The sequence below is a fragment of the Glycomyces sambucus genome, assembly GCF_900102815.1.
Lineage (GTDB): Bacteria > Actinomycetota > Actinomycetes > Mycobacteriales > Micromonosporaceae > Glycomyces > Glycomyces sambucus.
In genome coordinates this window covers 447,885-468,435 of the sequence record NZ_FNGF01000003.1, presented here as the reverse complement: position 1 = coordinate 468,435, position 20,551 = coordinate 447,885, and the positions used below count along the sequence as shown (strand labels likewise).

Annotated in this window: 22 protein-coding genes; 9 read left to right on the top strand and 13 right to left on the bottom strand. The window is 71.9% G+C overall.

Annotated features, from left to right (window positions below; translation table 11 throughout):
• Positions 1-109: 109 nt before the first annotated feature.
• Both BLS99_RS11810 and BLS99_RS11805 read left to right on the top strand, forming a co-directional pair.
• Positions 110-1,261 carry a sensor histidine kinase gene (locus tag BLS99_RS11810; protein ID WP_218126430.1) on the top strand — a complete coding sequence of 384 codons (1,152 nt, stop codon included), beginning with the start codon at positions 110-112 and terminating at the stop codon, positions 1,259-1,261.
• A complete protein-coding gene (locus BLS99_RS11805; RefSeq protein WP_091049177.1) occupies positions 1,252-1,908 on the top strand; it encodes a response regulator in 657 nt (218 codons plus the stop codon). The genes BLS99_RS11810 and BLS99_RS11805 overlap by 10 nt, the downstream gene beginning before the upstream one ends.
• A 168-nt stretch (positions 1,909-2,076) precedes the next feature.
• Here the strand turns inward: BLS99_RS11805 and BLS99_RS11800 are convergent, their stop codons facing one another.
• Together BLS99_RS11800 and BLS99_RS11795 are read right to left on the bottom strand one after the other, a co-directional pair.
• Complete coding sequence (locus tag BLS99_RS11800) at positions 2,077-3,717, bottom strand: FAD-dependent monooxygenase (RefSeq protein WP_091049172.1); 1,641 nt, start codon at positions 3,715-3,717, stop codon at positions 2,077-2,079.
• 82 nt (positions 3,718-3,799) lie between these two features.
• On the bottom strand, positions 3,800-4,408 hold the full coding sequence (locus tag BLS99_RS11795; protein ID WP_091049168.1) for a TetR/AcrR family transcriptional regulator: 609 nt from the start codon (positions 4,406-4,408) through the stop codon (positions 3,800-3,802).
• Positions 4,409-4,499: 91 nt separating this feature from the next.
• On the opposite strand from BLS99_RS11795, the gene BLS99_RS11790 reads away from it, so the two are divergent.
• Positions 4,500-4,862, top strand: coding sequence for a DoxX family protein (locus tag BLS99_RS11790; protein WP_091049167.1), 363 nt, complete (start codon positions 4,500-4,502; stop codon positions 4,860-4,862).
• Between the two features lie 389 nt (positions 4,863-5,251).
• On the opposite strand, the gene BLS99_RS11785 is transcribed toward BLS99_RS11790, so the two are convergent.
• The 3 genes from BLS99_RS11785 to BLS99_RS11775 all read right to left on the bottom strand — a co-directional run bounded on the left by BLS99_RS11785 (position 5,252) and on the right by BLS99_RS11775 (position 7,906).
• On the bottom strand, positions 5,252-5,848 hold the full coding sequence (locus tag BLS99_RS11785; RefSeq protein ID WP_176953323.1) for a dihydrofolate reductase family protein: 597 nt from the start codon (positions 5,846-5,848) through the stop codon (positions 5,252-5,254).
• A 112-nt stretch (positions 5,849-5,960) separates the two neighbouring features.
• Positions 5,961-6,929 carry an RNA polymerase subunit sigma-70 gene (locus tag BLS99_RS11780; RefSeq protein WP_091049162.1) on the bottom strand — a complete coding sequence of 323 codons (969 nt, stop codon included), beginning with the start codon at positions 6,927-6,929 and terminating at the stop codon, positions 5,961-5,963.
• Positions 6,930-6,997: 68 nt separating this feature from the next.
• Entirely contained in the window at positions 6,998-7,906 is a 909-nt protein-coding gene (locus BLS99_RS11775; protein ID WP_143034773.1) for a hypothetical protein, read from the bottom strand.
• A 237-nt stretch (positions 7,907-8,143) separates the two neighbouring features.
• On the opposite strand from BLS99_RS11775, the gene BLS99_RS11770 reads away from it, so the two are divergent.
• Positions 8,144-9,112 (top strand): C40 family peptidase, encoded by a 969-nt coding sequence (locus tag BLS99_RS11770; protein WP_143034772.1) that lies wholly within the window; start codon positions 8,144-8,146, stop codon positions 9,110-9,112.
• Positions 9,113-9,195: 83 nt separating this feature from the next.
• On the top strand, positions 9,196-9,396 hold the full coding sequence (locus tag BLS99_RS25645; protein ID WP_143034771.1) for a hypothetical protein: 201 nt from the start codon (positions 9,196-9,198) through the stop codon (positions 9,394-9,396).
• A gap of 51 nt (positions 9,397-9,447) precedes the next feature.
• Here the strand turns inward: BLS99_RS25645 and BLS99_RS11765 are convergent, their stop codons facing one another.
• Both BLS99_RS11765 and BLS99_RS11760 read right to left on the bottom strand, forming a co-directional pair.
• A complete protein-coding gene (locus BLS99_RS11765) occupies positions 9,448-10,389 on the bottom strand; it encodes a M56 family metallopeptidase (RefSeq protein WP_091049151.1) in 942 nt (313 codons plus the stop codon).
• Positions 10,386-10,742: a BlaI/MecI/CopY family transcriptional regulator gene (locus tag BLS99_RS11760; protein WP_091049148.1), complete on the bottom strand. Its 357-nt coding sequence runs from the start codon at positions 10,740-10,742 to the stop codon at positions 10,386-10,388. The genes BLS99_RS11765 and BLS99_RS11760 overlap by 4 nt, the downstream gene beginning before the upstream one ends.
• Positions 10,743-10,943: 201 nt before the next feature.
• Here BLS99_RS11760 and BLS99_RS11755 point away from each other — a divergent pair, with 201 nt between their 5' ends.
• Complete coding sequence (locus tag BLS99_RS11755) at positions 10,944-12,113, top strand: serine hydrolase domain-containing protein (protein WP_176953322.1); 1,170 nt, start codon at positions 10,944-10,946, stop codon at positions 12,111-12,113.
• 58 nt (positions 12,114-12,171) lie between these two features.
• On the opposite strand, the gene BLS99_RS11750 is transcribed toward BLS99_RS11755, so the two are convergent.
• On the bottom strand, positions 12,172-13,248 hold the full coding sequence (locus tag BLS99_RS11750) for a bifunctional NAD(P)H-dependent oxidoreductase/GNAT family N-acetyltransferase (RefSeq protein WP_091049142.1): 1,077 nt from the start codon (positions 13,246-13,248) through the stop codon (positions 12,172-12,174).
• A 30-nt stretch (positions 13,249-13,278) separates the two neighbouring features.
• Here BLS99_RS11750 and BLS99_RS11745 point away from each other — a divergent pair, with 30 nt between their 5' ends.
• Entirely contained in the window at positions 13,279-13,767 is a 489-nt protein-coding gene (locus BLS99_RS11745) for a MarR family winged helix-turn-helix transcriptional regulator (RefSeq protein ID WP_091049139.1), read from the top strand.
• Between the two features lie 284 nt (positions 13,768-14,051).
• Complete coding sequence (locus BLS99_RS11740; protein WP_091049135.1) at positions 14,052-14,552, top strand: DinB family protein; 501 nt, start codon at positions 14,052-14,054, stop codon at positions 14,550-14,552.
• A gap of 44 nt (positions 14,553-14,596) precedes the next feature.
• Here BLS99_RS11740 and BLS99_RS11735 read toward each other — a convergent pair whose 3' ends face one another.
• From BLS99_RS11735 to BLS99_RS11720, 4 genes are all read right to left on the bottom strand, one after another.
• Positions 14,597-15,520 (bottom strand): phosphotransferase enzyme family protein, encoded by a 924-nt coding sequence (locus BLS99_RS11735; protein WP_091049132.1) that lies wholly within the window; start codon positions 15,518-15,520, stop codon positions 14,597-14,599.
• Positions 15,521-15,606: 86 nt separating this feature from the next.
• Entirely contained in the window at positions 15,607-16,794 is a 1,188-nt protein-coding gene (locus BLS99_RS11730) for a sulfotransferase family protein (RefSeq protein ID WP_091049130.1), read from the bottom strand.
• Between the two features lie 326 nt (positions 16,795-17,120).
• The gene (locus BLS99_RS11725; protein WP_218126429.1) at positions 17,121-17,984 is read right to left on the bottom strand and encodes a haloalkane dehalogenase; all 864 of its coding nucleotides are present in this window, start codon (positions 17,982-17,984) and stop codon (positions 17,121-17,123) included.
• A gap of 11 nt (positions 17,985-17,995) precedes the next feature.
• Positions 17,996-18,433: a nuclear transport factor 2 family protein gene (locus BLS99_RS11720; RefSeq protein WP_091049661.1), complete on the bottom strand. Its 438-nt coding sequence runs from the start codon at positions 18,431-18,433 to the stop codon at positions 17,996-17,998.
• Between the two features lie 96 nt (positions 18,434-18,529).
• Here BLS99_RS11720 and BLS99_RS11715 point away from each other — a divergent pair, with 96 nt between their 5' ends.
• A complete protein-coding gene (locus BLS99_RS11715) occupies positions 18,530-19,003 on the top strand; it encodes a MarR family winged helix-turn-helix transcriptional regulator (protein ID WP_091049125.1) in 474 nt (157 codons plus the stop codon).
• A 6-nt stretch (positions 19,004-19,009) separates the two neighbouring features.
• Here the strand turns inward: BLS99_RS11715 and BLS99_RS11710 are convergent, their stop codons facing one another.
• On the bottom strand, positions 19,010-20,401 hold the full coding sequence (locus BLS99_RS11710; protein ID WP_091049121.1) for an aldehyde dehydrogenase family protein: 1,392 nt from the start codon (positions 20,399-20,401) through the stop codon (positions 19,010-19,012).
• Positions 20,402-20,551 lie beyond the last annotated feature (150 nt).

Here is a 20,551-nt window from a genome sequence, read left to right as displayed (position 1 = left end):
GAACTCCCGAAGGGAACCTACAGCTGCCTGTAGTGTGGCGCACCCGAACGCTCCCTAAGGTGGGCACGAAGCCCCATGGGGGACCGGTACGTCAGAGGGGAATGGATCAGTGCTCGGCATACTCCGCGCGGTCCGCGAGCGGTCGCTCAAGTCGAGTCGCAGCGGGGTCTACTTGGCGGAGGCCCTGGTCGCCGCGACGGCCACGCTCGTCGCGGCGCCCTTGCTGTGCGTGCCGTCCCTCGCGCAGCCCTGGGCGGAGCAGCACCGTCGCCGTGCCGGAGCGCTGCTGGGCCGACCGGTCGAGCCTCGTCCGCGCGCCGCCCGCCGCGATATCGTCTGGCTCGCAGCACAGATCGGCCTCGGTCTGTCGTCGGGCGCCGTCACCGTTCTCCTTGCCGGCTGCCTGCTGCTCACCCTCGTCACCGCCGTCCTGTGGTGGGCCTTCCCTTGGACGCCGTGGCTACCGGTGGTCAGCGACCCCATCACCGACTGGAGCACCGCGATATCGCTCAGCGCGGTGAACGCGGCCGTCCTGTCAGGACTGTCCGCGCTCGTCATCCCGCCGCTCGCCAGCGCGCACGCCCGGTGCTGCCTCGCGATCCTGGCCCCCTCGCCCGAGGAGCGACTGGTCGAACGCGTCACCGAACTCACCCGCACCCGCGTCGACGTCCTCCAAGCGCACAGTGCGGAACTGCGCCGCATCGAGCGGGACCTGCACGACGGCACCCAGGCCCGGCTCGTGGCCATCGCGATGCGACTCGCGGTCGCCGACGAGACCTACGCCGCGGACCCCGGGGCGGCCGCCGTCTTGGTGCGACAGGCGCAGGCCGAGACCGAGGAGGCGATGACCGAGCTGCGCTCGGTCATCCACACGATCTACCCGCCGGTGCTGGCCGACCAGGGCCTCGCAGGGGCGCTCGCCACCCTGGCCGCGCGGGCCGGGGTCCCCGTCCGCCTCGACGTGGGCCCGCTTGGGGAGGTGCCCGCCGCGGTCGAGGCGGTCGCCTACTTCGCCGCCACGGAGGCGCTTGCGAACACCGCCCGGCACAGTGGCGCGACCGAGGCATCGATCAGCGTCGCCCGCGACGGCGCACTCCTGCGGCTCCGCATCGCAGACAACGGGATCGGCGGCGCCCGCCCCGACCGCGGCACCGGCCTGGACGGCATGCGCCGCCGTGCCGCCGCCCTGGACGGCGCCGTCACCGTCGACAGCCCGGTGGGCGGGCCGACCGTCATCGCATTGGAGTTGCCGTGCGCGTAGTGATCGCCGAGGACAACGTACTGCTGTCGTCCGGGCTCGAACTGCTGCTTGAGTCCAGGGGGTTCGAGATCGCCGCCGTCGCAACCGACGCCCCCGCCTTCATCGCCGCAGTGGAGGCCCATCGACCCGATGTGACCATAGTGGATGTGCGGCTGCCGCCTGGATTCCGCGACGAGGGAATCCGGGCGGCACTCCAGGCCCGCCGCGATCACCCCGGCCTGCCGATCCTGGTCCTGTCGCAGTACGTGGAGCAGTCCTACGCCCGCCGGCTCCTCGCGGACACCCGCGGAGGCATCGGATACCTCCTCAAGGACCGCGTGAGCCGTGTCGCAGAGTTCGCCGAGGCACTGCGCCGCGTCGCCGACGGCGGCACCGCCATGGACCCCGAGGTCATCGCCCAACTCCTCGCGCACAGTGATCCCGTCGATGCCCTCACCCTGCGCGAACGCGAAGTACTCGCGCTGATGGCCGAAGGCCACGACAACGCCACCATCGCCAAACGACTCTTCATCACCGACAACGCCGTCCACAAGCACATCGGCAACGTCTTCCTCAAACTCGAACTGTCGGTCGAGGACAGCGGCCACCGCCGGGTCCTCGCCGTCCTGGCATACCTCCGCCGCCACGGCATTCCTGCAGCCCCGTAACCGTGCCGGACCGGATCCGACGAAACTGGCAGGAGCTTGTCCAATGCCGCACAGCATGACTCGCCTGGACGAAGAAATGAGGGACCATCTACACGATGATCCCTCATGTCCTAAATATCTGTTTGTGGAGGTACTGAGTCGCGGATTGGGCGATCCGACCGTTCGGCCTCAGCGGCGAGAGCCGCCACCTGCGCCGGTCAGGGTGCGGAAGTAGTCGCGGATCGGAGTGAAGTCGACGGTGTCGGTTCGGTAGCCGATGTACTGGTCGGGCCGGATCAGGTACATGCTCGGGCGGCGTGCGCCGTAGCGGTTGTGCGCCTCGTTGCGGCGGTCGACCAGTGCGTCGTCCTCGATCGCCCGGGGGAGGTGGACGCGGGTGAGGAGGTGGACCGGGCCGAAATCGCCCATCGCGTCCCGTGCCTCGTCCCTCCAAGCGGTCAGGAGCTCGGGGTCGCTGGTGTCGGCGGCGAACACGATCAGGTGGTGCTCGGTGCCGCCCACCAGGTGGCGCAGGGCCACCGGGCCGGACCGGTCCTCCAGGTAGGCGTCGCGGAGGAGGTCGCCCGCCTGCGGCCCGGTATCGGCGCCGTCGCTCCATGCCCGGGGCCTCGATCCGCTCCAAGACTCCGCGACCAGGCCGCTGTGGCGGTAGTGGATCGTGTACTCGCCCAGGGCGATGGCCATGCGGCGTTGGACGGCGCCGAACCGTCCGAGCAGTCGTAGGGCGTCGTTGCGGGCGCGGCGCAGCGCCCTCGCCTGACCGGAGGCGATGCGCGTGGTGGCGGAGGTGGTGGCGATGACCGCTTCGGCGACCGGCCGCCGTTCGGCGGTGTAGGTGTCGAGGAGGGCGTCCTCGGCGCGGCCGGCGGCGATCAGCGCGAGTTTCCAGCCCAGGTTGTAGGCGTCCTGCATGCCGGTGTTCATGCCCTGTCCGGCCACGGGGCTGTGGCTGTGCGCCGCGTCTCCGGCTAGCAGGACCCTGCCCGAGCGATACCGCTCGGCCAGGCCCTCGCGGGCCGTGAACGAGGAGCTCCACACCAGATCGCGGACGTTCGCGTCGAGCCGGGTCTGGAGGCCGACGTAGTGGGCGAAGTCGGCCAGTCCCGGTTCCTTGGGCGGGCGGTCGTCGCCGGTGCTGGCCAGGACTCGCCAGTGGCCTCCGGGCATGGGGAAGACCGCGAGGACGCCGCTCTTGCCGAAATGGGCGTGGAAGCGGTCGCGGACGAGGTCCCAGTCCGCGGCGACGTCGCCGAGGATGAAACCGCGGCGCAGGTCGGAGGTCTCCCAACCGATGCCGGCGGCCCGCCGCACGGTACTGTGCGCGCCGTCGCAGCCGATCAGCCAATCGGTCTCGGACTGTTCGAGCGCGCCGTCGGGGCCCTGGATCTCGGCGGTGACGCCCCCGTCGTGCGCCTCGATCGAGATCAGGCGCGTGTTCCATTCGATCGTGGCGCCGAGCCGTTCGGCGCGCTCCCGCAGCAGGGCGACGGTCTGCCACTGCGGGATGCACAGGTCCATGGGGTACGGCGATTCGACTGAGGTCAGGTTCATCTCGGCGAGGGTCCTGCCACCCTCGTAGAAGTTGAGCGCGCGCAGCGGGATGCCGCGGTCGACCGCGGCATCGGCGACGCCGAGGTCTTCGAGCATCTCAAGCGAGCGGGCGACGACCGCGACGGCGCGGCTCTCCTTGCCCTCGGGCGGGGCGGCGTCGATGACGCGGGGGATCAGGCCGCGTCGGGCGAGGTCGACGGCGAGGACCAGGCCGGTGGGCCCGGCGCCGACGATGAGGACGGATGCGTTGGCGGTCATGGCGACTCCAAGTAAAGCGAACGTTCGTTCTCTTTATCGGACCACGATCGCCGCCAACTTTCAAGAGAGAATGTTCGTTCTTTCAGTTTTCGGGTCGCGAGCCCGCCGACATCAGTGCCCGCAGCCCGCTGCGGAACGCGGCGGGATCGGCGCGGCCGTCGACCGCCCACTGGACCATGAAGCCGTCGACCAGGGCGACCAGGACCGCGGCCATGTGCTCGGCCGGGACGTCCCGGGGCAGCGCGCCCCGCTCCTGGTGCCTGCGCACGAGTCCGGCGACCACCTGACGGGCTTCGTCCATGATGTCCTTCAGCTGAGCGCCGAGTTCCGGCGAGCGGAGCGCCTCGGACCACACCTGGACGAGCAGCCGCGCCGATTCCTCTGATTTGGACAGGACCGGGGCGTCGACGCGCAAGACGATCTCGACGATGTCGTCCAGGTCCGGGGGCGGCGCGTCCTCCTCGGCCGCGAAGGATGTTGCGACGTCGGTGAGCGTCTCGCTGACGATCGCCGAGATGATCGCGTCCTTGCCTTTGAAGTAGCGGTAGACGGCCCCGGCCGACAGGCCGGCCTCGACGAGGACGTCCTGCATGGACGTGGCGTGGAAGCCGTTGCGGACGAAGCAGCGCCGTGCGGCGTCGAGGATCTGGCGGCGGCGCGCGTCGAGATGCTCCTGGGATACGCGAGTCATGGCACCAACCTAGATCGAACGTTCCTTCTTGACAAACCCACATCGTCGCCTCATAGTGAACGAACATTCGTTCAAATTTGCTGGAGGATCCATGCCCTTGTTCGCCGCCATCCTGGCCGCTCTCGCGGCTCTCGTACTCCTCATGGCAGGCGCCCAGAAGATCGCCTTGCGCCGCAACGTGACCGAGCCGATGCGCAGACTCGGCGTCGCCGACCGCGCGACCCGCCTCATCGGCGTCCTGGAGCTCGCGGGTGCGAGCGGCCTCGTGGTCGGCATCTGGTTCGTGCCGCTCGGGCTAGCGGCGGGGATCGGCCTGGCGGCGCTGCTGCTGAGCGCCGTGGTCGTCCACGCCCGCGCCGGTGACTCCCGCAGCCGACACCACCGGGGCAGCGCCGCGGCCCCGATCGTGCTGCTCCTCGTGCTCGGACTGGCCGGCACGCTGCTGGTCATCTGAGCGATCGCGTCCCATCGGCATCCCCGCAGGTCGGCTCGCGATCCACGGTTGGTCGTCGAGTTTTGGCTGTTGATGGCGAGGCAATCTCGGGCTCCGATTGAATTCGCAGCTCGGCGAGTTTTTGAGCGACTAGCGTGGGCGTCCGCCCGAGAAGCGGAAGGTCGCCGGTTCGACCCTGGAACTGGCCACCAGACTGATCCCCGTCTCCCAGTGCAGGCACTGGAAGGCGGGGTTTCTGCTTCGCCGAACCGTCGGCACCACCCCGAAGCGCTACCTCGAGGGCGACAGTGCGTTCGCGACCACCGATCCCGATCCGCGTTGACGCTTCTGGCCGGTGAGATCCGGATGCCGGCCTCGTGACCGGCCCGCCGTGGCCGGGCGGGTGGCGGTTACCGCTTCGGGCGCAAGCGGAGCAGGACGTTGTTCGAACCGTCGAGCCGGAGCGCGTCCAAGGTCTCCAGGGCCGCGGGCTCCTGGAAGAGCGGCGTACCGGCGGCGAGCACCACGGGATCGACCGCCAGGTGGATCTCGTCGATCAGGTCCTCTTCGAGCAGGCCGGTCCACAGTGTGCGGCTGGCGAAGACGACGATGTCGCCGGAGCCGTTCCCGCGCTCCTCGGCGATCCAGGCTCCCACCTCGGCACGCGGGACGACGGTGGTGGTGTCCGTCCACGGGTGGTCGAGGGGCGGTGTGTACGAGTCGCTGACGACGACTTTGGGGATGCGGTTGCAGCGGCGGCTGAACTCGCGGTTGACGTCGGTGAGCACGGGGTCGGAGGCGTCCTCGGGGGCGTCGGCGACGGCGGGCCAGAAGGATCCGAACAGCTCGAACGACCTGCGGCCGAGGACCACGGTGCCGGCTCTCCTGATGAGGTCCAGGTTGTAGGCGTCGAAGGCCCCGTCCATGTCGAGGGCCGTGAAGTCCCCGCCGGGGCCCTCGTAGCGGCCGTCGAGGGAGACGATGTTGCAGACGATGACGGTGCGCATGAGGCGTCCTTCCATACTGTGTTCGCGGTCGGTATCAGTACAGAGACGGCCTCGCCCCGGAATTCATCGGCGGTGCCGGACTTTCTCGGAGCGCGCGGCGGCGCGGTTCCGTTCAGACCTCGTTGGGCAGGCCGAGCCGGGCCAGGAAGTCGGCGTCGATGAAGGAGGCGAGCCACCGGATGCGGCCGCGGCGCACTCCGGGGACGAGGAGCGCGCTGAGCGGGAACCGCCCCTCGTTCTCCTGGTAGCAGGCGATGGCGGGCTGCCCGTTGCACGAGAGGGGGCGGACGCACCAGGCGGTCGCGAACACGCGCTGGGTGAGGAAGCCGGCGACGTCGTCCCGTCCTTCGAACCAGGCCGGCAGCGGCGGCATGGTGAAGCGGACGTCGTCCGACAGGAGCCGCACGAGCGCGGGAACATCGGCCCGCTCGAAGGCGGCGGCGAAGCGGCCGACGAGTTCGCGATCGTCCTCGTCGAGCGGCCGGGCACGGCCCGCATCGGTGAACGGCCTGCCGTCGAGGGTGCTGCGGGCCCGTTGCAGGGCGCTGTTGACCGACGCCGTCGTGGTGTCGAGCAGGTCGGCGACCTCGGCCGCCGAGAAGGCCAGCACCTCGCGGAGGATCAGCGCGGAGCGCTGCCGGGCTGGCAGGTGCTGAAGCGCCGCCACATAGGCGAGTTCGACGCCTTCGCGGCGCTCGTAGGACGCGGCGGGGTCGGCACCGTCGGCGGGGTCGGGCCAGGGCTCGACCCACGCGGCGCCGGGAACGGGCTCGCCGAGATCGTCCCCCGGGGCGCGGGCGGGGCCGTGGTCCCAGGAGACGATCCGCTTGGGGCGCTTCTCGGCCAGGCGCAGGCAGCAGTGGCAGGCGATCCGGTACAGCCAGGTGCGCAGCGAACTGCGCTGCTGGAACCCCTCGAGCCCCTTCCAGGCGGCGAGCAGGGTCTCCTGGAGCGCGTCCTCGGCGTCCTCGGGCGACCCGAGGACCCGGTAGCAGTAGGCCATGAGCTCGCGCCGGTGCGGGGCGACGAGCGCATCGAACGCAGCCGCATCACCACCGCGCGCCGCCGCCAGGGTCTCCATGCGGCCACTATAGGGCCGACAGTGAGCATCACGATCTGTCCCGGTGGGATCAGTCGAGCGCGATGGGGTCAGTCGCAGGCGACGTGGAGGAGGGCGATCGCGGCGTCTCCGGTTTCGACCGTGTCGAGTTCGACCTGGCATCCGCCCGCGTCGCCGTTGTAGGCGATGCGGTGCGAGGTCAGGTCGCCGGAGGTGAGGTCGGCATCGGGGTAGCGCTCACCGCTGGAGACCCGGTCGGCGATGGCCTCGATCTCGGCGAGTGCGGTGTCCTCCTCGATGTGGAAGACCGCGTGGACGCCGTAGGTCGCCGAGGGGTTGTAGAGCGGTGCGAGGAGTCGCGCCCCCTCGGGGACTTGGCCGAGCACGGTGGTCGAGCCGAAGAGCGGGACCTCGGTGCCGGGCCCAAGTTCGTCGGCGGCGGTCTGCGGCAGGTCGAAGCCCGACTCCCCTTGCGGCGCCTCGAAGTCGACCCAGTCGTCGCGGGAGGGGTACAGCGAGGTCCAGGCGCCGATCTCGAGTTCGAGGAGCGGGAACGGATCGCCGCTCTCGGGTTGCGCGGCCCCGATGAAGCGGGCGGCGACCTTCGTCAGGCCGTCGTCGCCGACGCCGTACAGCCGGCAGGAGAAGCCGTGGTCGACGCCGCAGGCGCGCGAGTCCGGCTCGGCGACCACTCGCAGCCCTTCGGCCTCGATCTGCGCGACCAGGTCGCGGACGGCCAAGTACGGGTCGTCCACGAGCAGGAACTCGGCCGTCACCGACTCGGGGTCCTCGGGCAGGCCCTCCTGCTGCGGCGCGAACTCCTCGGGGAACGGCGTGCCGAGCAGCACCGCTCCCTCCGGCACCCGCCACTCGCCCCAGAACGCCTCGCCCGCCTGCACATAGCCCGGCTGCGCCGTGTCGATCTCCGACACGCCGCATCCGGCAGTGGCCGCGACGAGGAGGACGGCTGTGAACGTGAGGGGTGTACGAGCACGCATGTGCAAAGGGTAAGCGAGGCCGGACGGAGGTCGGGAGCCGCAGCCGATCGTCCCGAACGCACCGATCGGGATGTCCGCATTGCCGCGATCGTGGAAGTGCGCGAGGCGCAACGGCCCGAGTGCCCGCACCCCGTCGGCGGGCCGCACCGCTGTACTACTATCCGTGTTAGTAGATGGCGGCGGCGCGGATCGGAAGACCGCGGCCGGGCCTCCCCTATGCCGAAGGGCCTCCTCCTCGTGAAGCCGTCATACCTCCGTCGCAAGTGGACTTCTGTCGCCGTGGTGGGCGGGCTGCTGGCCGCCTCGGCCGGGTCCGTTCCGGCCTGGGCCCAGCAGGACCCCTCCGAGATCAACGACGAGATCGACGCCCTGGACGACGACCTCGGCGCGGCCGTCGAGGAGTACAACCGGCTCGCGCAGGAGGCCGACGACAACCGCGAGCTCATCGCCCAGACCCAGACCTCCCTCGACGCCGCCGAGACCGACCTCGGCGCCCTGCGCGAGCAGCTCGCCGACTACTTCTCGGCGACCTACGTCGACCAGGGCATCGGCGACGCGGCGGTCCTGCTCGACTCCGGGTCCCCCGACGCGTTCGTGGAGCGCCTCGACCGCCTCAACTCCGCGAACCTCTACAACTTCGCGCTCATCGACGAACTGAAGGACGCCTCCACCGAGTACACGACCCAGCTCGACCTCCTCAACGACCTCCAGACCGACCTCGAAGCCCAGGAGGCCGAACTGGAGGCCGCCGCCGACGAGCTCACCGCCCGCATGTCCGACCTCGAAGAGGAGTGGGCCACCGCCGCAGGCGAAGAGGTGGCCGAGTTCGACGAGTTCGACCTGCCCCGCATGACCGACGACGAGTACGCCGTCGTCTCCGCCGCCCTCGCCCAGCGCGGCGAGCAGTACGTCTACGGCTCCGCCGGGCCCGACACCTGGGACTGCTCCGGGCTCGTCATGGGCGCCTACGCCGAGATCGGGATCGACCTGCCGCACAACGCCGCCGCCCAGTACGACCAGTCGGCGCGCATCAGCCGCGACGAGCTCCAACCGGGCGACCTGGTCTTCTACAACAACCTGTCGCACATGGGCATGTACATCGGCAACGGCCTGATCATCCACGCCCCCAACTCGTCCACCGTCGTCAAGATCGTCGAGGTCGACCACGGCAACGTCTACTACGGCGCCGGCACGATCCTCCACTAGCGAGCACATCGCGCGCGGTATTCCGGTGCGCGGACCGGCGCGGCGGCCCGCCGGGCCCTCCGGGCCGCACTAGCCTCGGCTGCATGACATCAGCGGACCCACCGACCCTCGCCTCGGGCGCGCGCCGCTGCGCCGTCCTGGTGGCGGTGCTGCTCGCCGCGCTGGCCACCGCATACCTCTGCGGCGTCTTCCCGTCCGTCCCGCCGAGTGCGGGGGGATGGTCCGCCGACGTCATCACCCGCTTCTGCCCCAGCTCCGCGCGGTTGTGCATCTGGCGCATCTAGGCCCGCGGAAGCGATCTCGCCGCACCGATCCGCTCGCGACCGGTGGCGGGCTCAGATCCGGCAGCAGGCGACGCCGACGGCCGTGACGACCGGGGCCGCCACGATCAGCAGCGGTACGGCGAGCGCGGCGAGGTTCCCGCCCAGGATCGTGCCGATCCCCGCCGGGCCCGGAGCGGCGGGGCGCCGCAGGAGCCGTTCAATACGGGCGACGGTGTCGCCGCCGCTGGCCGCGAGCGCGCCGCCGGGCGCCTGCGCGGCAGCGACCTCCAGCAGGCTCTTCGCCAGGACGCGGCTCCCGACCGCGCGGGCCGCCGCGTCGTCGGCCGCGAGTTCCACCAGGTGCCCGATCCGCTCGGGCAGGCGCGCGAACAGCGGCAGGCGCCCGAACCCGCGTCCGGCCGCCTCGGCCACGGCCGCGAGGCGGTGGTGGTGCCCCCGCAGGTGCGCCCGCTCGTGGGCGACGACCGCGCGGAGCTGCTCCCGGTCGAGCATCGAGACGGCGCCGGAGGTGAGCACGATCAGCCCGCCCCGGTCCGGCAGGCAGTAGGCCGCGGGGCGCTCGCCCGCCACCACGACGGCGCCGGACTCCGGTTCCACCGGCAGCCCGGCCAGGCCGCGGCGCAGCCGCCCGCGTTCGCGCCGCGCCTCCCGCAGCACGACCGCGAGCGAGGCCGCGAGGCGGGCGGGCGCCGCGCACATGAGGACCACCGCGGCCGCGGCGAGCGCGGTCCCGCCGACGGTCCCGTAGTGCTCCCGCAACTCCCGCAGGCAATGCCAGACGAATTCGCCGCCCGCGCCGTGGTGCACCTCCAGCGGCACCACGATCACGACGCCGGCCAGGACCACCGCGAGGAGGAACGAGCCCGCCGTCGCGAACCAGGTCCCGATCGCCAGCCGCGGCGCGCCGGCGGTCCAGGCGGCCCGGTCCAGCAGCCGCGGCCCGAGGACCGCGAGCGCGGCCGCGTAGGCCAGGAGCAGTGCGGCGGCGGTCATCGCCGGTCCTCGTCCATGAGCGCCCGGAGCTGCGCCAGCTCCTCGGGCGGGATCTTCCCGATGAAGCGCATCAGGGTCGCCCCGCGGTCGGCCGCGGACTCCAGGACCGACGCCATCGCCTCGGCGTCGAACTCCTCGCGCGCGAGCGCCGGGCGGTACGCCCAGGCCCGCCCGACCCGCTCGCGCGTCACGACGTCCTTGCGGTGCAGGTTGTCCAGCACCGTCATCACCGTCGTGTAGGCCAGTTCGGGCTCGCGCGCGAGCAGCCCGAGCACGCCGCGCACGGTCAGCGGGCCGGGCGCGGACCAGAGCACGTCCATGACCGCGGCCTCGAGTTCGCCCAGTCGGCGCACGCCGGTCTCCTCTCGGTGTCGGGACGGGTGCGGCCGATCCTACTATCGGGCATAGTGCCCGGCTCCCTTCACGGTCCGCTCACGCAGCGGCGCCGGCCCCGTTGCGGGGGTCTGCCGGAGGTGCGGGTTCCCCTGGGCGGTATGGAAGGTGTACAGCTCGCGGTAGTGCGCGCGCAGGTCCGGATCCATACGCTCGGATGCATGAGAAACACCTTCCTCCGCATCACCGCGGCCCTGGCGGCCGGACTGGTCGCCGTCCCCGCCGCCGCGAGCGCGGCCCCCGCCGAGACCGCGAGCGACGCCCTGGAGACCCGGTTCGCGGACTTCGCCGCGCTCGGCGGGCACAGCGTGCTCGCCGAGGTCCGCGACGGCGACGACGTCTGGTCCGAGGCGAGCGGCCTCCGCAGCCTGGAGCCGGGCGCAGAGGCGGCCCGGCCGGGCGACCGGGTGCGCATCGGCAGCGCCACCAAGTCGTTCACGGCCGCGATCCTCGTGCAGCTCCAGGGCGAGGGCGCCCTCGACCTGGACGACCCGGTCGGCGACCACCTCCCCGGCCTCCTGCCCTACGAGGAGGACCCGACCATCCGGCAGCTCCTCACCCACACCAGCGGCCTGCCCGACTTCCTGCCGTTCCTCTACCCGTCTCTGGCGACCGGCGACATCAGCGACGTCCGGGAGGGCTACCGGCGCCACTACGAGCCCGCCGAGCTCGTCGCCCTCGCCACCCAGGCGCCCCTGCGGTTCGAGCCGGGCACCGGCTACGCGTACTCCAACGCCGGGTACATGGTGCTGGGGATGCTCGTCGAGGAGGTCACCGGGCACGCGCTCGGGACGGAGATGCGCGAGCGCATCATCGAGCCCGCCGGGCTCGACCGCACCTACCTGCCGAGCGGGCGGGGCACCGGTCTCAAAGGGCCGCAACTGACCCCGTACATCACCACGGGCGAGGAGGACGACCCGTACTTCGACACCACGAAGCTGTCGGCCTCGCAGCTGTGGGCCGGCGGCGGCGTCGTCTCGAACGTCGCGGACCTGAACGACTTCTACACGGCGCTCACCGACGGCACGCTCCTCACCGCCGACGAGCTCGCCGAGGCCACGGACTTCGTTGAGACCGGCAAGAGCTTCGAGTACGGCCTCGGCCTGTTCGGGAAGCGGTTCGGCTGCGCCGACGACCCCGACGAGGTCTTCATCGGCCACGACGGCGACGGCCTCGGCCACGAGGTCGTCTCGTTCCACTCCCTCGACGGCGAGCGCCACGTGACCGTGGCGTGGAACATCGGCGACAAGCACGGCTACACCGACCCCGACACCTTCGACGACGCCCTCGACGCGCTCCTCCGGACCGCCTTGTGCGGCGAGGAGGGCTGACCGGAATCCCTCCCCGTCTCCCTTGCCATGGCTCGGGGGACGGGGATTCGCCCTGTCCTCAGGCGAGGAGGGGCGTCCGGGCCTTCGCGAGGCCGACGGCGCCTTCGGGGGCGGGGGTCGGGGCGGGCAGGTAGCCCTGGCGCGCATAGAAGTCGATGTTCTTCTGGCTCTTGGCGCCGGTGAAGAGGATGTGGCGCTTGCAGTCCGGGTCGGCGTCGGCCTCGGCGGTGCGCAGGAGCCAGGTGCCGAGGCCGTTGCCGCGCTGGTCGGGGGCGACGGCGAGGCGGCCGATGTCCCAGTCGTCGTCGGCGCGGCGGCCCCGGACCATGCCGAGGAGCCTGCCGTCGAGCCACAGCCCGGTGGTGCGCCACTCGGCGAGCCAGGCGCGCACCTCGTCGACCGACTCGTGGAGCGGCGGGATGTCCAAGGTGCCGTTGACGAGTGCTTCCTCCACCCAGCAGCACCGCTGGAGCACGGTGACCTCCGCGGCGTCGTCGGGCGTCAGCGTCCGCGCATAGGAGCCGGGCACCGGACCAGGCAGCGACTCGGGACGGGCGCGTTCCCGCATGGGCCGCAAGGCGTTCGCGGTCCGGGTCAACTCGCCGAACAGGCGGGCCGCCGCCGCGTCGCGGGACGCGTCTGGCCGCAGCTCTCCGTCCTCGACCGCGTCGCCGATGCGGATCGCCACCGTCGCGCCGAGCGGCACCAGGCGCAGCGTGGTCACGACCTGCTTGGCGTGCTGCACCGCACGGGTGCCCGCGGAGGTGTTGCCGTAGCTGACGAAGCCCATCGGCTTCCAGGCCCACTCGGCGCTGAGGTAGTCGAGCGCGTTCTTCAGCGTCGCCGGCATCCCGTAGTTGTACTCGGGCGTGACCGCGATGAACCCGTCCGCCGCGTCGACCATCGCGCTCCACCTGCGGGTGTGCTCGTGGCGGTACACGCCCGAGGACGGGTGCTCCTCCTCGTCCAGGAACGGCAGGTCGAGCTCGCCGAGGGAGACGGGGACGAGGTCGACGCCGAGCTCGCCGGCGCTCGCGGCCACCGCGCCGGTCAGCCAGCGGCCCACCGCGGGCCCGAGTGCGCCGGGCCTGCTGCTGCAGGTGATGACGAGGACGCGGAGTTTTTTCGTTGACATGGAAACGAAGATACCTGCTAGATTGATTACATGTCAACGAGTTCTTCGGGGAAGCGTTCTTCGGACAAGGCCGTGCGCTGGCTGGACGCCGACGAGGAGCGGGCCTGGCGGGCGTTCAGGCGGGTCGTGACCGTCGTCCAGACCGGCACCGCGCGGGACCTGGCCGCGATCGGGCTCTCCGAGGCCGACTACGAGGTGCTGAGCACCCTCTCCGAACGGCCGCAACGGACCAGCACCCTGCGGGAGCAGGCCCGGAAGATGGGCTGGTCGCGCAGCCGCCTGTCCCGCCACGCGAGCCGCATGGAGGCCCGCGGCCTGCTGCGGCGCGACCCCGACGCCGACGACGGCAGGAGCTGCCTCCTCGTGCTCACCGACGAGGGCATGGCCGTGCTGGAGGACGCCGCGCCCGCGCACCTCGCGTCCGTGCGCCGCCACTTCATCGACCGGCTCGCCGCCGCCGACCTCGCCGCCCTCGAACGCATCGCCGCCCGCATGGAGGAGCGCGACGGCGACGTCTAGCGCGTGAGGCGTCGCGCGGCTCCTCGCCGCCTACCGCGAGCACCACCTCCCAGCCGCGAACGCGCGCCCGCGGCTGCGGCGATCACCCGGTTCCGCGGGGCGATCGGGCCCGAATCGAGGCGACAGGACCGCGCCCGAGTGCGTAGGCTCGGCACATCCGAACGAGCGAGGGAAGGAGGTGCGACCAGTGTCGAATCAGAACGAACCGGTGTCCCCCTCCCGCCGAGTGCGCTGAAGCGGCGCCTCCGCGGGCGGGGCGGCACCCGTGACCATGGAGCACAGCGATGAAACGCGACCGAGCCCTGCCCCAGCCGCCCGATGAGCGCACCGCGCTCTACGAACGGCTCCGCTGGCAGCGCCAGACCGTCCGCAAGAAGACCGAAGGACTCGCCGAGGCCGACGCCCACCGGCGGTTCCTGCCCTCCCCGCTCATGACCGTCGCGGGACTCGTCTCGCATCTGCGGTGGGTCGAGCACTCCTGGTTCGAGGTGAACCTGGCCGGCCTGCCCGACCGGGGGCCGTGGACCGACGAGGACCCCGACGCCGAGATGAAGGTCGACGGGGTGCCGCTCGCGCGGCTGCTCGACGAGTACGACGCGCAGTGCGCCCGCTCGGTCGAGATCGCCGACGCGACGGCGCTCGACGCGGTCGAGCTGGCCCCGCCGCCCGGCGGCGAGCCGTGCTCGCTGCGGTGGGTCCTGCTGCACCTGATCGAGGAGACCGCCCGCCACAACGGGCACCTCGACATCATGCGCGAGTTCGCCGACGGCGTGACCGGAGAGTAGCCCGAGCGGTCCTGCGGGGGCGCTGACGGCGCCCCCGCAGGACTTCACCAGTGCCGTTGGGCGAGTGGCAGGTCGAACGTGTCGATGCGGCTCCTGACGGTGTCGAGGAAGCGGGGTTCGCGGCCGGTCCGGGCGGCGAGCCAGACGGTGCGGCGCAGGGCGAGGACCTCGCCGAGCAGTTCGATGTCGGGGTGGCCGGTGGGGTCGGTGCCGTAGCCGGTGGTGAACGCGGTCCAGTCGGCGTCGCCGAGCCACCCGAGCTGGTGCGTGTTGAAGATCGTCGCGACGTCCCAGAGGACCGGGCCCGCGGCCATGTCCTCGAAGTCGATGAGGTGCGCCCGGCCGCCGAGGTCGAGCGTGTTGCCGAGGTGGGCGTCGCCGTGGACGGGCCCGGCGGGGCCGTCCGCCCAGGAGGACGCGGCCAGCGCCCCGCCGAGGCGGGCGTACTCCCGTTGCAGCCGTGCGAAGTCGGCTTCGGGCAGGCCCTGGCCCGCGAGTGCCATGAGGTGCGGGATGCGCGACCACGGGTCGAGCCGCGGGAGGAACGCCGGGGCCGGGAGCGCGTGCAGGCGCGCGAGGAGCCGCCCGAGGCCCGCGTAGTCAGTGGACGCGGTCGCGTCCAGGTGCTCCCACCAGGAGAGGACCCGGCTGTTCACGACGGTGAGCTGCGGCGTCGGCGGATCGCTCGCGGGGCGGGCGGCGTCGATGCCGTTGCGGTGCAGCCATGCGCCGGTCTCGAGTTCGCGGCCGAGCCGGTCGCGGTGCGCCGTGGTGGCGGCGATCCGGGCGATGAGCCCGAGCGCGGGCACGTGGACCACGGCGTTGTCGGTCGGCGGCTGGAGCAGGCGGAGCGCGCCGGTCTCGGCGACTCCTGTCGCCGCGAGCGCCGCCGCGAGGGCGTCGAGCGCGGTCGCCGAGGTGAACGTCGCAATCTCCTCGGCGGGGGATTCCCGCGACTGGTGCGGCATGAACGGACCTCCGGGCGTGTCGGGGAAGTCTACGGGGACCGTGTCCGGGACGTGAACCTATAGAGGGGCCCCTCGACATCGTCCGCCTAGCCCCGCAGGTCCGCCACCTCCTGGCGGTAGTCGCCGAACGCCGCGCACACCTCCGCCTTGTCGAGGCCGTAGCGTTCGAGTGTGTAGTCGTGGGGCCGGGAGCGGGCCGGGTCGTCGAGGATCCCGTTGAGCCCGTTGCGGTCCGAGAGGGTCCACTCGGCGCCGATGCGCTCGAACAGCAGCGGCGCGAACTCGTGCGGGTACCCGGTGAAGCGGTGGTGGTTGACGTCGGCCACCGCCCCTTCGGGGAGGCCGCGCCGGAGCTTGCGGCCGCGCTCGACCGCGTCGGCGAGCAGCGGCAGCCAGCGGCGACCGATTGCCGCAGGGTCGACCTCCTTGCAGTGCAGGGCCGTCAGCCGCTCGACGAGGGAGCAGAACGAGGGCACCGCGAAGACCGGGTCGCGGTGCATCCACACGAAGACCGCGTCGGGGAACACGTGCCGGATCACGTCGAGGTGCGCGACGTCCCACGGGGACCGCAGGATCCACCGCCGCGGGGGCTCGCCGTACTGGAGGACCTGGAGCACCTGCTTGAGGTACTGGTAGTCGCCGGTGACGTCGGCCTGGTCGAGGTCGTGGCGGTAGTCGTCGGGCAGCGGCGCGCAGGCGAGCGGGGCGGGGGTGCGCCACAGGACCTCGGTCGACTCCTCGGGCCGGTCGGCCCGCAGCGGGCGCACGGCGTCGTAGTCGGGGGCGAGGCGCCGCAGGGCGGTGGCCTGGCGTTCGACGGCGCCGCTGCTGCGTCCGCCGTCGTCGAGGCCGGTGCGCTGGAGCTCCCACAGGAGCGGGCCGCGGTGGCCGGGGGAGGCGGCGAGGACCCGGTGGGCGAGGGTGCCCGCGGCGCGCGGGAGGCCCACGACGAAGACGGGCGACTCGACCGGCGCCGCGCCGACGAGCGGGTTGCGGGCGTGGATCCACTTGACGCGCAGGCGGTTCTCGAACCGCTGCTGGGCGCTGCGGAGCTGGATCGTCCATCCCAGCGGGGTGAGTTCGGGGACCGCGGCGAAGCACTGGAGGAGGAACCCGAGGTCCTCCGCGAACGCCCAGTCGGCCGCGTCCGGTTCGCCGTCGGCGGTGGCGAGGACCGCGCGGAGGCGCTCCCGCCAGGCGGTGAGCGCCTCGGCGGGGTCCCGGCGGGCGCGCGCGGTCCGGCCGAGAGCGGCGTTGAGCACCATTCGTCGCATGGGGCGTCCTAACGACACAACGTCCTAAAAGGAATGGATTGTCACTCCCAATCGGCACAATATTACCGATGGGCTCCTATCCTGTACAGACCCGGTCTCGGGGGTTCGAACCGCCGGTCGCCGACTAGAAGTCCCCTTTAGACCGACTTCGGTCGCGAATGGAACGTGTTCCGTTGGGAGCGTTGAACATCGACCGGGGAGTCCCCTGCGGTAGCGCGCGCAAGGGGATGCTAACCTGATCGCAGACTTGTCTTCGAGGGGTATGGGCCCTGACCGGCGTTCTTCACCGGTCAGGGCCTGTTTTGCGCCCTTCGTCTTCAGGCGCTTCAGGAGAGCCGTCCGAGCAGGTCCAGGACCGCGTCGGCGATCGGCCCGGGGGCGTCCTCGGGGGCGTGGTGGCCGACCTCCTCGCCGATGCTCCGGACCTCCAGGGCCGCCACGTGATCGCGCGCCCACGCGACCATCGCGGGCGACCCGAGTCCGTGGGGTCCGGCCGTGAGCAGGGTCTTCGGGACGGCGGCGGTCGCGAGCCAGTCGCCGTAGGCGTCGAAGCGCGCGGCGGTCGCGGCCGGCTCGTACGGCCCGTCCGCGGTCTCGGCGAGCGGGATCTGCCTGGGCCAGGCCAGGAGCGGCCGGCGGGACTCCGGGTCGGGGTAGGGCTTGCGGTAGACGGCCAGGTCCTCGTCCGAGATGCCGCCGTTGGTGGCGCGCACCGCGTTCTCGATGAACCAGTTCTCCTCCAGGGCCATCCGCTCGCCCTCGCCGGGGGTGCGCAGGGCGCGGAAGAACCCGACGGCCCCGGCGGGGTACTCGGCCCAGGTCATCTTGCGCAGGAACGTCTCCATGACGGCGACGCCCCGGATGCGGTCGGGATGCCGTGCGGCCCAGTCGAGGGCGAGCGAGCCGCCCCAGTCGTAGCCGACGAGGACGGGCCGCTCGGCGCCCACCGCGTCGAGGAACGCCTCCAGGTGGGCGGCGTGGTCGGCGAAGGAGTACTCGATGTCGGGCTTGCCGGATTCGCCCATGCCGACGAGGTCGGGGGCGATGACGCGGGCCCGGCCGGCCAGGCGCGGCACGACGTTCCGCCAGATGTGGGAGGAGGTGGGGTTGCCGTGCAGGAGCACGACGGTGTCGCCTTCGCCCGCTTCGGTGTAGGCGAGGTGCGTGCCGAGGAGTTCGACGGTCTTCACAGGGATGCCTTTCAGATGGCGGCGCGGTCGATGTTCGCGGTCAGGGCGGCGGGGGCGATGCGGAGGCCGCTGATGCGCCACCCGGCGCCGGTGCGGCGGGCCTCGTAGTGGGCGATGCCGGCGGCGAGGGACACGGCGGTGTCGTCGACGACGAAGAGCGCGAGGTCGGTGGCCCGCACCGTCGCGGTGTCGCCGTCGAGGTCGATGACGACGTTGGCCTTGTTGTGCACGGTCTGCGCGAAGACGTCGTGGCCCTTCTTGACGAGGGCGAGGAGCTCGTCGGTGCCGTGCGCCGTGCCGCGCGGCGAGACGGTGGTGACGTCGGCGGTGAAGATCCGGTCGGTCTCGTCCCAGCGGCCCTCGTCGATCCAGACGCTGTGGCGGGCGACGAGGTCGGCGAGTTCGGCGCGGTCGGCGAGGTCGCGGAGGAGCTGTTCGGTGGTGGTCACGGTGGTCCCCTTCAAGTCGTTAGTCAATCTAATGATCGTGTCGCTAATGAATCTACATCGTTAGTCCCACTAACGCAACCGGGGTAGGATCCCCGCATGGACACCAACGGTGAACTGCGGTTCGACTACGGCGGGCAGACCCCCGAGCGCCTCAAGCGCCAGATCTCGCGACTCACGGGCATGACGAGCGCCCAGATGAGCCGCACGGCCGCCGACGCGCTCGCGCCGATCGGCGCTCGCAAGGCCGACTTCGTGGTCCTCGCCGTCCTCGACGAGTTCGGGCCCGCCAGCCAGGCCGCCATCGCCGACCGCACCCGCATCTACCGCTCGGACCTCGTGGCCGTCCTCAACGACCTCGCCGAGGGCGGCTGGATCGTGCGCGCCCCCGACCCGGACGACAAGCGCCGCAACGTCATCACCGTCACCGACGCCGGCCGCGCCCGCCTCGCCGAGATCGAGGCGGTCCTCGACGGCGTCAACGAGCGGATCATGGCACCGCTCAGCAGTGCCGAACGCGCCCAGCTGTTCTCACTGCTGGGCCGCGTCAACGCCCATCTCGCGCAGGACTAGCGCCCGCTAACGCAGGCGCCGCATCACCTGCTCCTTGAGCCCGGTGAACGGCGGGTACACCACCCGCAGCGTGTCCGGTGCGAGCGGCTTGTCCAGCACCGACTTCGCGTGGCTGAACGTCTCGATCGACGCCTTCCCGTGGTACGCGCCGAGCCCCGACATCCCGACCCCGCCGAACGGGAGCCCGGCCACGTCGATGTGCGCCATCGGCACGTTGAACCCGACCGCGCCCGAGGAGGTGCGGGTCAGCAGCTTGCGCCGGGTCGCGTCCGAGTTCGTGAACGCGTACAGCGCCAGGGGCTTCTCGCGGGCGTTGACGAACGCCACCGCGTCGTCGACCGTGTCGACCGCCAGCACCGGCAGGACCGGACCGAACACCTCCTCCTGCATGACCGCGTCGTCGGGCGACACGTCCGCCAGGACCGTCGGCGCGATGTACCGGTCGGACCGGTTGTGCCCGCCCCCGCACACCAGGCGCCCCTCGCCGAGGAACCGCGCGAGCCGGTCGAACGCCCGCTCGTCGATGATCCGACCGAAGTCCGGGCTGTCGGCCGGCGCGTGCCCGTACATCTCCCGGACCGCCTCCGCGAGGTGGCGCTCCAGCTCCGGGCCGACCCCGCCGACGGCGAGCACGTAGTCGGGGGCGATGCAGGTCTGGCCCGCGTTCATGAACTTGCCCCACGCGATCCGCCGCGCCGCCGCCGCGAGGTCGGCGCCCGGCTCCACGATCGCCGGGCTCTTGCCGCCAAGTTCGAGCGTCACCGGCGTCAGGTGCTCGGCCGCGGCCTTCGCGACGATCCGGCCCGTCCGTGCCGACCCGGTGAAGAAGATGTGGTCGACCCGCTCGGCGAGCAGCGCCGCCGTCTCCGCGGCCCCGCCCTGCACGACCGCGACCGCCTCCGGGTCCAGGTACTCCCCGATGAGCCGGCCCAGCACCGACGCCGTGGCCGCCGACGCCTCGCTCGGCTTCACCACGACCGCGTTCCCGCACGCCAGAGCGCCCGCGAGCGGCGCCAGCAGCAGCTGCACCGGGTAGTTGAACGGGCCGATGACGGTGACCACCCCGAGCGGTTCGCGCAGCACGTACGCCCGCGCGGGCTGGAGGTGCGGCGGCGTGTAGACCCGCTTGGGCCGCAGCCAGGACCGCAGGTGCTTGCGCAGCGCCCGCACCTCGGCGGACACGAAGTCGATCTCGGCGAGGAACGACTCGGGCGCGGCCTTGCCCAGGTCGGCCCGCAGCGCGTCGGCGAGCTCCTCCCCGGCCTCGCGCAGCAGCCGGTCGAGGCCCTTGAGCTGCTCCAGGCGCCACGGCACCGGCTTGGTGCGGCCGGTGGCGAAGTGCTCCCGGAGGCGGGACACGGTGTCTGAGGGGGACTCTGGTCCGTACGCGCTTGACATGGATCGACTCTAGCGACTCCCGGGGCCCCGCGGTGGGGTGCGCCCGACCTGCGATCGAACACCGCAAAAAGGACCGCACGGGTGTGTCACGGTCCATGCGCGGATGTGGCGCCCGAGACAATGCGACCACCCCGTGACAGGATGTCGCGC

Excerpts from the sequence above, each read along its gene's own strand:
- BLS99_RS11730 (WP_091049130.1), bottom strand. The coding sequence starts at position 16,794 with ATGCGACGAATGGTGCTCAACGCCGCTCTCGGCCGGACCGCGCGCGCC.
- BLS99_RS11715 (WP_091049125.1), top strand. The coding sequence starts at position 18,530 with ATGGACACCAACGGTGAACTGCGGTTCGACTACGGCGGGCAGACCCCC.
- BLS99_RS11750 (WP_091049142.1), bottom strand. The coding sequence starts at position 13,248 with ATGTCAACGAAAAAACTCCGCGTCCTCGTCATCACCTGCAGCAGCAGG.
- BLS99_RS11755 (WP_176953322.1), top strand. The coding sequence starts at position 10,944 with ATGAGAAACACCTTCCTCCGCATCACCGCGGCCCTGGCGGCCGGACTG.
- BLS99_RS11785 (WP_176953323.1), bottom strand. The coding sequence starts at position 5,848 with ATGCGCACCGTCATCGTCTGCAACATCGTCTCCCTCGACGGCCGCTAC.
- BLS99_RS11775 (WP_143034773.1), bottom strand. The coding sequence starts at position 7,906 with ATGCGTGCTCGTACACCCCTCACGTTCACAGCCGTCCTCCTCGTCGCG.
- BLS99_RS11735 (WP_091049132.1), bottom strand. The coding sequence starts at position 15,520 with ATGCCGCACCAGTCGCGGGAATCCCCCGCCGAGGAGATTGCGACGTTC.
- BLS99_RS11745 (WP_091049139.1), top strand. The coding sequence starts at position 13,279 with ATGTCAACGAGTTCTTCGGGGAAGCGTTCTTCGGACAAGGCCGTGCGC.
- BLS99_RS25645 (WP_143034771.1), top strand. The coding sequence starts at position 9,196 with ATGACATCAGCGGACCCACCGACCCTCGCCTCGGGCGCGCGCCGCTGC.
- BLS99_RS11790 (WP_091049167.1), top strand. The coding sequence starts at position 4,500 with ATGCCCTTGTTCGCCGCCATCCTGGCCGCTCTCGCGGCTCTCGTACTC.
- BLS99_RS11800 (WP_091049172.1), bottom strand. The coding sequence starts at position 3,717 with ATGACCGCCAACGCATCCGTCCTCATCGTCGGCGCCGGGCCCACCGGC.
- BLS99_RS11710 (WP_091049121.1), bottom strand. The coding sequence starts at position 20,401 with ATGTCAAGCGCGTACGGACCAGAGTCCCCCTCAGACACCGTGTCCCGC.
- BLS99_RS11780 (WP_091049162.1), bottom strand. The coding sequence starts at position 6,929 with ATGGAGACCCTGGCGGCGGCGCGCGGTGGTGATGCGGCTGCGTTCGAT.
- BLS99_RS11795 (WP_091049168.1), bottom strand. The coding sequence starts at position 4,408 with ATGACTCGCGTATCCCAGGAGCATCTCGACGCGCGCCGCCGCCAGATC.
- BLS99_RS11765 (WP_091049151.1), bottom strand. The coding sequence starts at position 10,389 with ATGACCGCCGCCGCACTGCTCCTGGCCTACGCGGCCGCGCTCGCGGTC.
- BLS99_RS11740 (WP_091049135.1), top strand. The coding sequence starts at position 14,052 with ATGAAACGCGACCGAGCCCTGCCCCAGCCGCCCGATGAGCGCACCGCG.